The 12949-nt window shown below is 49.2% G+C and carries 10 protein-coding genes; 2 read left to right on the top strand and 8 right to left on the bottom strand.

From position 1 onward, the window contains the following. Positions 1–52 precede the first annotated feature (52 nt). Entirely contained in the window at positions 53–1156 is a 1104-nt protein-coding gene (locus tag JQX58_RS11825; protein ID WP_338040735.1) for a DUF4147 domain-containing protein, read from the bottom strand. A 142-nt stretch (positions 1157–1298) separates the two neighbouring features. Continuing rightward, the gene (locus tag JQX58_RS11820) at positions 1299–4274 is read right to left on the bottom strand and encodes an NAD(P)-dependent oxidoreductase (RefSeq protein WP_204147070.1); all 2976 of its coding nucleotides are present in this window, start codon (positions 4272–4274) and stop codon (positions 1299–1301) included. 353 nt (positions 4275–4627) lie between these two features. Between JQX58_RS11820 and JQX58_RS11815 the strand changes: the two genes are divergently transcribed. Next, entirely contained in the window at positions 4628–4885 is a 258-nt protein-coding gene (locus JQX58_RS11815; protein ID WP_204147069.1) for an HP1242/YdcH family protein, read from the top strand. A gap of 65 nt (positions 4886–4950) precedes the next feature. Here JQX58_RS11815 and JQX58_RS11810 read toward each other — a convergent pair whose 3' ends face one another. The 6 genes from JQX58_RS11810 to arfB all read right to left on the bottom strand — a co-directional run bounded on the left by JQX58_RS11810 (position 4951) and on the right by arfB (position 11999). Beyond that, entirely contained in the window at positions 4951–6618 is a 1668-nt protein-coding gene (locus JQX58_RS11810; RefSeq protein ID WP_204147068.1) for an amino acid ABC transporter ATP-binding/permease protein, read from the bottom strand. Next, entirely contained in the window at positions 6584–8299 is a 1716-nt protein-coding gene (gene cydD, locus JQX58_RS11805) for a thiol reductant ABC exporter subunit CydD (protein WP_204147067.1), read from the bottom strand. Before cydD ends, JQX58_RS11810 begins: the two co-directional genes overlap by 35 nt. Before the next feature lie 29 nt (positions 8300–8328). After that, positions 8329–8445, bottom strand: coding sequence for a cytochrome bd-I oxidase subunit CydX (gene cydX, locus JQX58_RS11800; protein WP_204147066.1), 117 nt, complete (start codon positions 8443–8445; stop codon positions 8329–8331). Between the two features lie 45 nt (positions 8446–8490). Further along, positions 8491–9627: a cytochrome d ubiquinol oxidase subunit II gene (gene cydB, locus JQX58_RS11795; protein WP_204147065.1), complete on the bottom strand. Its 1137-nt coding sequence runs from the start codon at positions 9625–9627 to the stop codon at positions 8491–8493. A gap of 1 nt (position 9628) precedes the next feature. Continuing rightward, positions 9629–11206, bottom strand: a complete 1578-nt coding sequence (locus JQX58_RS11790) for a cytochrome ubiquinol oxidase subunit I (RefSeq protein ID WP_204147064.1) — start codon at positions 11204–11206, stop codon at positions 9629–9631. 373 nt (positions 11207–11579) lie between these two features. Continuing rightward, complete coding sequence (gene arfB, locus JQX58_RS11785; RefSeq protein ID WP_204147063.1) at positions 11580–11999, bottom strand: alternative ribosome rescue aminoacyl-tRNA hydrolase ArfB; 420 nt, start codon at positions 11997–11999, stop codon at positions 11580–11582. 134 nt (positions 12000–12133) lie between these two features. On the opposite strand from arfB, the gene hisA reads away from it, so the two are divergent. Continuing rightward, the gene (gene hisA / locus JQX58_RS11780; RefSeq protein ID WP_204147062.1) at positions 12134–12904 is read left to right on the top strand and encodes a phosphoribosylformimino-5-aminoimidazole carboxamide ribotide isomerase; all 771 of its coding nucleotides are present in this window, start codon (positions 12134–12136) and stop codon (positions 12902–12904) included. Positions 12905–12949: the final 45 nt, after the last annotated feature.

Genomic DNA, 12949 nt, shown 5'->3' with positions numbered 1-12949 from the left:
ACAAAAAAGCCCCCGCATCGAATGATACGGGGGCTTTTTAAAATCAGAGCGCTTAGCCAACGATGGCGATTACAATATCCATCACATTGGTGTTGGTTGGCCCCGTGATAAAGATACTGTCATGCTGGCGTAGATAAGTTCCCGCATCAGCACGTTTAAGCGCATCCGTGGCACCTTCAATATCCGTCGCTGTTGCACCATCTACGATTCCGCCTGCGGCATCGGTTGGACCATCACTGCCATCCGTGCCTGCAACCAAGATCAACACATCATCACGACCGACAATGTGCTGCGCTAAGCCTAAAGCCAAGGCTTGGTTGCGACCGCCGCTGCCTGGGTTTTCAGGCAGTTTTACAGTCGGCTCACCACCAAAGATGTATACCCCTGGCGCAGCCTTAGCAAGCTCTTGACCAATACGATCAGACAGCACAGCCACATCATCGTACAGGCACTCTTGGTTATCATTAACGGTGTAGCCCAGCGCTTTGGCTTTGGCTGCTGCCGCCATGCGCGCTACTTCATTGGTAGCAATCAAATCGATACTAGAAGCTGATGGGCAGCGCTTGGTGTCGCCCGTGCCCGAGCCAATCGTACCAATGCCGTCACCTTCTACATCAGAGATCGCCAATACACGCACTTCAGCACCTTTGAAGTTTTGTAGCAACTTGCCATCTTTGATTTGTGACGTCTCTTTACGACGCGTGTTGATTTGACCGATGTTGTAACCAGCCGCCAACATTTGATCGGTCAGCTGTTGCCAATCTTCTAGTGACACGTCTTCAGGTAAGGCTTCAGACAGTGCTGATGTACCGCCTGATACCAATAGCAAAAGCTTGCTACCTTCAGGCATGGCCTCGACCGTCGCTAGCATCTCTTTACCAGCGTCCAGTGAATGCTGATCCGGCACAGGGTGCGCCGATTCAATTACTTTGACATTCGGTGCGGCCCACATGGTTTGATCGGTATGATCGTATTTAGTGACCAACAGTGCGGGGCAATCTGGGTTGGCAGCCGCCAACGCGCCAGCGCACATGCCGCTGGCCGCTTTGCCCACGGCAATAATTTGATCTGGCTCGAAGCCTTCAAAAGCAGATACAGCACGGTGTGTCGCGTTGTAGCCTGCTACGGCATCGATCGCGGCCTCAAAAATCGCCACGGCGGAATCTTTGTCTACAGAGTGCAAATCTATTCCCCTTATTTGCCTAGCGGCATAAAACATAAAAAAGCCGCATCAACAGGACTTACGTCACGGCGTTGATGCGGCTTATCGCAATATCTATGTAATTAGATACGAACTATTATTTGCCGAATGGACCTTGAAGACCGTTCTTAGCTAGTAGCGTACCGTAGATATTTGAGTTCAACACCATCATTTCAGTGTACTCAGCAATCAAAGCTGCGCGCTTGTCTGCATCTTCAGTCGCGTTGATCGCGCCCCAGTATGCAGCCAATTGAGTAGCACTGTCTGCTAGTTGCTTGATCTGCTCAGCAGATAGGTTCGCAACCGAGCTAGAGTTCACTTTGCCCACACCGTTTACAGTCTTCGCACCGCCATCTGTGAAGCCAGCTGGTAGATCACCTTTTAGGTTCACAACTTTACCGTACTGGATAACAGATAGGATTTGATCAACTGCTTGCTTAGCACCTTCTACACGAGATACGTGCTCAGTGTCTGCGGCAGCGTGTGGTAGAAGCTCCATTTTACCTACGTGTTTTTCGTAGATGTTACGGTATGGAACCATAGGACCAGACAATTCGCCAGTTTCTGGGTCTTTGAATAGGTCTGCATCGATTGCCGCGTAGCTGATTTGACCGCTAGCAAGTGCTGCGTCAAGGGCTTCGATGTCAACTACTTCACCACGGTCGTAGTTTACTAGTACTGCACCTTGGTTCATTGCAGCGAATACGTCTGCATTGATGATGTCAGAGTTAGCGAACTTGCCAGTGTCAGCATTGAATGCACCTAGACCAGTGTGTGGGCTAAGAACATCAGCGTCTTGCGCTGCTTCAACGATGCTAGACGCGTACGTGAAGCCTTCAGACTCGATCCACTGCTGGTGAGCAGGACGTGCGTAGATAGAAACGTTCATGCCGAATGCAGCACCTAGTTTCGCTACTTCACGACCGATGTTGCCGTAACCAACAACAGCTAGTTTCTTACCTTCAAGCTTAGTTGTTGGGAATTCAGCAAGGTTCTTACCTGTGTCGAAGTCACCTGCAACAACGCGATCGTGCATTGCGCTTACTTGTAGATCTGGAAGTACTTTTAGAAGTGCTTTCATCGCTGCTTGTGCTGTTGCACGAGAGTTGAAGCTTGGTGTGTTCATTAGTGGTGCTACACCACCTTCACCGTTACCGCCGCCCCAGCTAGCAGAACCCATGTTACCAGTACCCGCACCGATACGTACGCCACCTAGCTCGAATTTAGATTCAGCAGGTAGGAAGGTTGCAGCAGCGATTACCGCGTCGTATTGACCTTCGCCAGTTTCCGCTAGTAGCTCGTCTTCACGGCTTAGGCTTGGCTGGTAGAAGAAGTGTACTTTACCTTTTGCAAGCTCGCCGGCTTCAGCAACAGAACCGAAGTGGAACTCACCGCCTTGAGACTTGATGTAAGCCGCAACTTCAGAGCAGTCTGCTTCGCCATCAGCATTGAATACCATGCCAACTAGGTCAGCGATCAATACTTTGTAAGCACGGTCAGCGTCGTCTACACGAACATCAGCGCCTGCAGCAGCTGAAACAGCGCTTTCGAAAGACTCGCCTTGCTCAGCTAGTAGCTCTTCAAGAACAGCGTTTTTCGCACGTAGGTAGCAGTACTGGATGTTTTCTAGTAGTGCTGTGATGTCTTCGTTTGGACGAATGCCGCCGATCCAAGCACGGTAGTCACCTGGAGAACCTGGGAATGCGTTCACGTAACGTGCAACGTCTAGGCCTTTCTCATGGGTACCGTCTGTGTGAGTGATACCTTCGTAACCTAGCATTTGCTTAGATTTCACGATGATACGGTTGTGTACGTCAGCATCTGTGATGTCTTTGTCAGTTACTTTTAGAAGGGTAACCGCTGCACCACGAGAGTCAGAGTTTTCTACACCTAGTTCAAATAGGTCGCTGTTAGCGATCCACTCGTTCACAATCACGCGGTTCGCAGCAGAACGTGCGTTTAGTGTGTAAACGTCACCGATCATACGCTCGTTACGTAGGACAGCGAATGTTGTTTCAGCAAACGCAAGCGTACTGAACGTATTGATGATACCGCCCAACATTTGATCTTTTTCAGCGTCGTAAATTGGGCCAAGATCAGTAGTTTTCTCACTTGTTAGTGGTGCTTTCGCATCACGTGGCACAGCAATTTTCAGCTGACGCGGAATCGCCCATGCTGGATCTTTTTGGTTCGCATTGATGCGAGCAAGTGCTGGCTTAGTTAGAGAAACGATGAAGTAACCAGAGATACCACCGATTGCCTTTTGGAAAGGCATGAACATGTTACATTTAGTCAACACGCCATCAACTAGCTCTTTTGACCAAGGCATCGCACCTAGAAGAGACGTCGCATCGATTACCGCGTGGTGTTCTTCTGGGTTAGCGTCAACCCATTCTAGAAGATTGCGGATTTCTTGTTCAGTGTAAGTTGTCGCACCTGTTGTTTCGTGGCCCACACCAAAGAACAACTTAACGCCTTTTTCTAGTAGGAAAGATGCGCTAGGGATCGCGCCTTCGCCTTCTGCGAAAAGGATGCGGCTTTCGTCACCGTTGGTTGCGTAACGCTGAAGTTCCGTTAGCTGAGTACCCCAAGATTGACGGAAGAAACCGCCAGCTTTGCCTTCTTCTGATTCAGGCTTAGGCGTATCAACAAAAACGATTTGTGAAGGATCGTTTGCTGTCATCAAGTGAAGCGCAGCTGCTGTGAAACCGCTGTGACCACCACCAAGACCAACAGCCATGCTGTTCGCTTTCGGGAAACCAAAGTAACGGTGGATTTCACGCATCATGTCGTTTAGGACTTTATCTGCAGGGTAACCACGGTGCATACCACGACCGAGTTCAGCAGTCGTAAAGCTACCAATACGGTTGCCTTTATCGTCCAGTTTCGGGTAGTTATCTTCAATCCATGCATCGAACTCAAAGCGCAGTTGACGAGCATCAACTTCGTTTTGGGTCATGTCAGTGATTGGGCCTACACCAAAGAACTGGTTGCTAGTAGCCTGAGGAGCGCCGTTCTTTGTTAGAGAAACCGCACTCTCGCGAGCGGCTTTAAGTTGCTCAATTGAAGTCATCTTTTCGTTACCTGCAAGATAGTTAAATACGTAATTTCTGGCGTAATTTTTTTTCTGATACCAGATTAAGAGAATCCTCTGCCCTTAGCCTGCAGACAATAATCATTGTCATTAAGGGGACTGCATCCTAACAGAGCATTGTTTCTTTTTTAAACACAAATCGATAAAAGAAAGTAAATCTGCATTACATTCGTGCTATTCCGACAGTTTAATATTGTTTAAACGTGTAAGAGTTTTCTGAAAACGGCAAAATTATGCATTTATCGCACAAATGACCCAAATCAATTTACCTTAGCGGTAATAAGCGTAGTCTGGAGTTAAAGCAATAAAACGAATCAACAAGGAGAAGATCTATGCCTATCGAGAATCACAGCCTAGTTATGGAACTGCCTGAATTTAAAGAGCAAATTCACGAACTTAAGATGAACGACGCACACTTTCGTCGCCTGTTTGATGAGTATCAATACCTCACTGATGAGATCGAAAAAATTGAAAAAGAGATCGTTCTAGCCAGCACGCTAGAAGAGGAAGAATTCAAAAAACGACGCCTTGCCCTTAAAGACACCTTGTACAGCATGCTGCGCAAAGAGAAAGACGGCGAAGTCGCTTAACCTTAGCTAAGGTGACAAGTTAAAGTCCTAAACATAAGCCGGAGCAGCTACCCTGCTCCGGCTTTTTATTGCACTGTCACTGCCTTCGCACGCTGATCCAACGCTGTCGCAACGTGACTTACATAGAGCAAAAGCTTAGGTCGAAACTCAGGTTGATCGAGCGCCTCACAGACCCGCGCGATACTGACCTTATCCAACCCATCAAAGGGCTCATCCAGTAGCAGCACATCGGACTGCCTTAGTAAGACTCGCGCTAAGGCAATACGCCTAGCTTGACCACCTGAGACATCGCGCCCTTGTGCCCCAAGCAAAGTATTGAGTCCTTGGGGTAAGGCTTGCAACCATTCTCCAAGCCCTAAGATAGCGAGCACATGACGCAACTGTTCGTCGCTGGCATCAGGGTCACCTAAGCGCAAGTTGGCCGCCAGGCTTTGCTGGAATATAACGGCTTGCTGAGGAAGATAGGCAATGCGCTGGCACCAGCCATTATGATCATTAATATTGATCGATTGGCCATTCACAAGGACTTGACCAAGATAGGGAATATCGCCCGCCAAGGCCGCCAAGCAGGCGCTTTTACCAGCGCCACTGGGGCCTGTAATCCGTACGCTTTGCCCAGTGCTGATAACGAACTTAGCACGCTGTTGCGCCGCCCGCTGTAGTGAGCTGTAACGCCCGATAAAATCCGTCACCTGTAACTGCTCAATACTGCTAATACCCACCACATTGCTTGAGACAGTGGGCGCTTGCTGTAATTGGTTCAGTCGCTTTAACCCAACCTTAGACTGACCTTGCGCAATAAAGCTTTGCGCCAACGGCTGCAGCACTTCATTAAGGCCCAAAATCGACAACAGCAAAGCGACTAACCAAGGGGCTGCAATCGCTTCGCGTAGCACTAATGCAGCTTGATCGAACTTGACGACACTTGCAATCACCGCTACCAGCAATAGAAACGTTAGTAGCTGACTCACAAGCTTGATCGAGCTACTTACCTTTTGTAAGCGCTGCTGTGCTTGTTTTTGGCGTTGATCAAGCATATCCAAGCGCGCACTGTAACTTTGCCAGTTACCACGAATCGTCAGTGTGATTAAGGCTTGAAACAACCCCATAAAGCGCCCACGCCGCAGCGTTGCTAGCACCTGCATGGAATACACCGCACGTGCCGCCAAACGCTGCGCTAGCCATGGCAGAAACACCAGCTGCAAGACACTATAAAGCAGCACCGGCCAAACTAGTTGTGGCGCAACCCAAGCCGCTAAGCCCATTACGCCGGCACACGCCAGTAATCCATACAGCCATGGCATTAGTACCGCTAGCGGCCATTTAATGACTTGATCTAAATCGCCCACGATGCGCTGTAACAAATCCCCATGGGTCTGCTGATGCAGCTGTTGCATCGGTGTCGCCACACGCTGGTCCCATACCCAAAGGCGCAGGCTGCGTAGTAATCCGAGCAAGAAATCATGCGCCATGACTTGCTCGCCATAACGCCCCGCAGTGCGCAAGATCGCCATTAAGCGAATCAGCGCCCCGGGGGTAAAGTAATTAAACACCAGCGCGGTGCCCAACACACTGGCAAGACCTGCCGCCGATAAAAACCAACCAGAGATGGCCAGCAAAGCTATCCCCGCTAAACATGAGATAGCGCCGATCAATAACGCCACACCAAGCCCTGCTGGGTTGCTCAGTAATAACGACTTAAACGTAAGAGACTGGGGTTTGCGCTTTGACATGCACACCATCCTCACTCATTAACCAATGTTTGTTTGCCCACACCACAGGGTGACTATCATGACTGATGATCAGCACCGTTTTGCCATAGCTCACATCATCTAATGTATTAAGCACTTGGTCTGCGGTCTCTTCGTCTAATCCAGAGCAAGGCTCATCTAATAGCCAAATATCTGCTTCACTTAGCAACGCCCGCGCGATCGATAAACGCTGCATTTGCCCACCAGATAATCCAGTCCCCGCTTCACTAAGAGGCGTATCCCAGCCCATTTTTAAGCTGCCGACCACATCCCAACAATGCGCTCTAATCAGAACCTGACGCAATTCATCATCGCTGCGCGCGCCGATACCAAGCTCTAAGTTTTGGCGAATTGTCCCACTCACCCACTCTGGTGTTTGTGGTAGCCAAGCCAAACGTCGTCGCCAAGTAGTGAGATTGAGTGATTCAAGCCCTAGACCTTCGATTAAAACCGAGCCGCTATAATCCGCCTCAAAGCCCAATAAAATTGTCATCAAGCTGGATTTGCCGACACCGGATGTCCCTCGCAGCCAGACTCGATCACCTTTGGCTAAGCTTGCATGAAACGACGCTATACGCTGACGGCCTTGTTGCTGCCAAGCCACGCCACGAAAATCAATTAAGCCCGCCTCAGTTGAGTCACAGTTTGAATCAGCAGACTTAGGCATCGACGCACTTGACTGTGTCGCCAATATTTCTAATAAGTCCGTTGCGGCGGCCTCAGCTTTTTGCTTAGCGTGATAATCATTACCGAGCTGGCGTAGCGGCAGATAGAACTCAGGGGCCAACAACAATAAAAAAAACGCCGCAAACAGACTCACTGGCGCCACCCCAACTTGCCATGGCAACTGCTCCAATAAGCCAAGCCCTAGATACAAGGCCACCATCGCAATCGCCACCGAAGCAAACAGCTCTAACGTGGCCGTGGACAAAAATGCCAAGCGCAAAACGCTCATGGTGGTTTTTTGGTAATCCTGTGCGGTCATTGCCAAACGCTCGCGCGCAGCACCAGTCTGCCCCAAGCGCTTGAGCTCCGCTAAGCCTTGGTTCAAGTCGAGAAATTGATTGGATAATAGAGATAACACCGCAAACTGTTTGCGGTTTGCTTGTGCGGCCTTATGACCGACTAGAATCATAAATAAGATCACCAGCGGCGCGGTCAACATAAAGATGGCAAACGCCACCCAAGACACAGGTGCGACCGCCAATAAAATCGTCAGTGGAATCAAGGACACCAAAAATACTTGTGGTAAGTAACGACTAAAATAGTCGTCCAAGGCATCTACTTGCTCATAAACGCGCGTTGAGAGCCCAGCATCTTGATCGATACGTAGGCGGTTGGGGCCTAACGTGGCCAACAGCTCAACCAGTTGCTGGCGCAAGGCAAAACGAATGTTGCGACTGGCATGAGCCGTCAGTTGCTCACGCAACGCCTGGGCCAATGCCTTTAAAATAAATGCCCCACCTGCTAAAAGTGCGGCATCAAGGGGCAAGCGCCCCTCAAGTACCAACTGAGCACATAACTGTGCTAGTCCCAACGCCTGCGCGACAATGGCCAGCGCCGTCACGATGCCCAAGCCTTTTACCAGGCGGTAGCGACGCTTTTCACTGTGTTCCAAGCGCTTTAAAAACTGCTGCTCGGGTGATGTCTCACGTGTTTTCATTGCATCCCCTTTTGGTTTGCAGTCAGCTTTTACTGTGAATCTTCCGGTGCTTCACCCTCGTAACCTGAAAACTCCAACCAAACGGCATTAATAATGCCAAAAGAACAGGCCAACAAAATGCCTAACACCCATGCAAAATACCACATAATAAACTCCTTAGATGGGGCAGCTACGCTGCCCCTAGTAAACGCTTAATACAATGAATGCGTGTTGTTAGAAATATGCTCTTTGCTCAAACGTCCAAACATTACGAAGTAACTCCACACAGTGTAGGACAAAACAATCGGCACAAAGATACACGCCACCACAAACATGATCATCAGAGTGGTTTCACTGGACGTGGCATCCCACATGGTCAAACTCATATCTGGGAAAGTAGACGATGGCATCAAGAATGGGAACATCGAGCCGCCGGCCGTCATAATGATGCCCGCGATACCCAACGACGACATCAAAAACGCTAAGCCTCCGCGCCCTGCTGCGCCGAAGAAAGCCGCCGCCGCCATGCCAATTAAGCCGATGATCGGCGCCAACATAAGCGCTGGGAAGCGATCATAGTTGGCTAACCAAGCACCTGTTTGCACTTCAGCCGTTTTCATTAGTGGCGTCAGTACCGCGTTACCATCCACGGCACTGGTCAGTACATAACCATCGATACCGTAGGCCAGCCAGACACCTGCCAAGGCAAACAATACCGCCGTTAGCGCCCCTGTTACCAAGGTCGATTTACGCACTCGACGCTGTAAATCGCCTTCCGTTTTCATCAGCAGCCAAGCGCCCCCTTGGGTTGCTAGCATTAGCAAGCTCACCACACCACAAACAATGGCAAAAGGGTTCAACAAGGCAAAGAATGAGCCGGTGTAAGAGACGCGTAGGTATTCATCAAACTGGAATGGTACGCCTTGTAGCAAGTTACCAAAGGCTACACCGAAGATGATCGGTGGGACCGCTGAGCCAAAACCAATGGCCCAATCCCAGTTTTTGCGCCATTTTGTTCCTTCAAGCTTGGAGCGATAATCAAACCCGATCGGACGGAAAAACAGCGCCGCGAGCGTTAAAATCATCGCCATATAAAAGCCTGAGAAAGACGTCGCGTAGACCATCGGCCACGCCGCAAACAACGCGCCACCGGCGGTGATAAACCAAACTTGGTTGCCGTCCCAGTGGGGAGCAATCGAGTTGATCATGATACGGCGCTCAGCGTCGTCTTTGGTGAGTACATTGAGTAAGCTACCGACGCCCATATCAAAGCCATCGGTGATGGCAAAGCCGATCAAGAGTACGCCGACTAAAACCCACCAAATAACTTTTAATAATTCGTAATCCATCTTAAACCTCCTGCGCTTTAAGCTGGTCTTTTTCGGTCTCTAAAGCATAGCGACCGGTATGCAAACTGGATGGACCTTGCTTCGCAAAACGTATCATTAGATACATTTCAGCGATTAAAAAGACGGTGTATAACGCAGTCATCAAGCCCATCGATAACCAGATTTGGCCGGTTGTCAGATCAGACACCGCCACATGCACTGGCAATACTTCACCAATGGCCCAAGGCTGACGCCCATACTCGGCCACAAACCAGCCTGTCTCACAGGCGATCCAAGGCAGCGGTAGCGTTAGCATCACCGCTTTTAAGAAAGTTCGGTTTTGACCAATGCGACGACGCGCGTTTTGATAGAAGGCCACAGCAAATACCAATAACATCAAGAAGCCACTGGCCACCATAATACGGAAGGCAAAGAACAAAGGTGCCACTTGTGGAATGGAGTATTCCACGGCCATATCAAGTTGTTCTGGCGTCACATTATCCAGATCCTCAGTAAACGCTGTCACTAGCAGACCGTAACCCAGATCGTCTTTGACTTGATCAAAGTTTTCTTTTACCAGCGGGTCTTCGTTACCGGCACGCAACTGTGCCAACAGTTGGTTCGCGTAGATACCGTTGATAATACGTTGGCGATGGTATTCTTTAAGCTCTTTGATGCCCATTACTTCTTCGTCTAGCGAACGTGTGGCAATCAAGCCCATCAAACCTGGGATACGCAAGGCAAACTCTGTTTGCTCCAATTCTTGATTCGGGAAGCCAATCACCGTAAAGGGCGCTGGCGCTTCATGGGTTTCCCATTCTGCTTCTACCGCTGCAAGCTTAACGCGTTGCACCTCACCCAACTCGTAGCCTGACTCATCACCCAGCAAGATCACACTCAAGGTCGCCGCCAAACCAAACGCGGATGCAATGGCAAACGAGCGACGTGCAAACGCCAAATCACGGTTTTTAAGTAGGTAGTAGCTGGAAATCACCAAGACAAAGATCGCGCCAGTGACATAACCTGCTGAAACCGTGTGAACAAACTTCACCTGCGCCACTGGGTTAAGTAATAACGCGCCGAAATCTACCAACTCCATACGCATGGTTTGATAGTTGAACTCCGAACCGACCGGATTTTGCATCCAGCCATTGGCAATCAAGATCCATAGCGCCGATAAATTCGAACCTAGCGCCACCAGCCAAGTCACCATCAAGTGCTTCACTTTGCTAAGACGATCCCAACCGAAGAAGAACAGACCCACGAGTGTGGATTCTAGGAAGAAAGCCATCAAACCTTCGATGGCCAGCGGCGCACCAAAAATGTCGCCCACATAGTGCGAGTAGTACGACCAGTTGGTACCAAACTGGAATTCCATGGTCAAACCGGTCGTCACCCCTAGGGCGAAGTTGATACCAAACAACTTACCCCAGAATTTCACCATATCCTTATAAATCTGTTTGCCAGTGATGACATAAACAGATTCCATTATCGCCAGCATAAACGAGAGGCCAAGAGTCAGCGGTACAAACAAGAAGTGGTACATGGCTGTTAGCGCAAACTGTAAACGCGAGAGCTCTACAACTGCTTCATTAATCATGATTTAAACCCATGTCTAACGTAAAGAAACGGCGGCTCTTTGTTGACACTTGATCGTGCTCTTATTGCTTTTGGTCGCCACGACTGCCAATCATTCACAGAATGCATGGTTAGCATGTCTATGAATTATTCATTAGCGATGCTTATGGGGTATTGCGATAGATCAATAAATCTGACTAATGGATTGAATAACGTCCTATTTACAAAGTATTTACAGTTATTACCGAACCAAAGTCGACATTGCCTAACGCCCATCGCAAACATTAGCCATAGCTAATATTTTGGGCATTATGAATTTTTATGATTGCAGACTCAAGATAAAAAGGAATATTCATAGATCAAATTGAAATATAAAGCAGAAAGGATGACTTAGATCAACATTCAGTCCACTTAGCACGGCGCTGGCTTTTAATCTGACCACGCTGTTTTTTAGCATCAACGCGTTTGCGCTGAGAGCTACGGGAAGGTTTGGTGGCGCGTCTGACTTTATAAGTCTTCATGGCACTGAGAATTAACGCTTTCAGGCGTTGCAAGGCATCCTCGCGGTTCGCCTCTTGGGTACGAAACTGCTGAGCCTTGATGACAATCACACCCTCTTTACTGATGCGGGTATCTTTCAGCGCCAGCAACTTTTCCTTGTAGACGTCTGGTAATGAAGAGTTAGGCACGTCAAAGCGTAGATGAATCGCACTGGCGACTTTATTAACGTTTTGCCCACCCGCGCCTTGCGCGCGAATCGCTGTTAACTCAATGTCGCCCTCAGGAATTACCACAGTATTTGAGATTGCTAGCATTAATACGCTCTTAAGAGTTGCCGAATGTAGGTCGCTAATTGTATCAGGATGCGTTCAGTGGCGAATCTTACTTCGCATCTTTTGACACATTAGTTACAATCACCTCCCTTTTTACCAATATACCGGAGCCCGCAGTGACACTATTTCGTCCATGTATCGACCTACACCAAGGCAGAGTGAAGCAAATTGTTGGTGGTAGCTTGAATGATGACGGCGCAAAAGAGAACTTCATCAGCGAATACGATGCCGCCTATTACGCCAGCCTTTACCGTGAGCATGAGCTAACAGGAGGACACGTCATTGCATTGGGTAAGGACAAAGAAAACAAACTTGAAGCACTGAGCGCCCTACGCGCTTACCCAAACGGCCTCCAGTACGGTGGCGGGGTAAATGTGCGCAATGCGACAGACTACCTCAACGCTGGCGCGTCGCATGTGATCGTGACCTCTTTTTTATTTGAGGGCGGTGAGTTTTCCTGGGACAAACTAGATCAAATCAAGCGCGAAACAGGTGTCGAGCGTTTGGTGCTGGACTTAAGCTGTCGTCGTGTAGGCAACAGCTGGTTCATCGCCACGGATCGCTGGCAAACCATCACATCAACCGAAGTCAACGTCGACAACCTAACCGAGTTGGCCAATCACTGTGATGAGTTTTTGATTCACGCAGCCGATGTAGAAGGACTTCAAGCTGGTATCGATGAAGACCTGGTTCAATTATTAGGACAAGGCTGCCCGGTCGACATTACCTATGCGGGCGGTGCACGCTCACTGGCGGATTTGAAGCGTGTACACGAACTCTCTAATGGCCAAGTCGACTTAACCATCGGCAGTGCCTTGGATATTTTTGGTGGCTCAGGCGTAACGTTAGATGAATGTCTACAATGGAATCGCCAACAAAACGCATAATTTTATGACTGCCAAGCACTGACTATGCAGTGTTTGGCAGTGCTC

The organism is Marinomonas ostreistagni, assembly GCF_016888445.1.
Classification (GTDB): domain Bacteria; phylum Pseudomonadota; class Gammaproteobacteria; order Pseudomonadales; family Marinomonadaceae; genus Marinomonas; species Marinomonas ostreistagni.
This window is presented reverse-complemented; position numbering and strand designations above follow the sequence as displayed.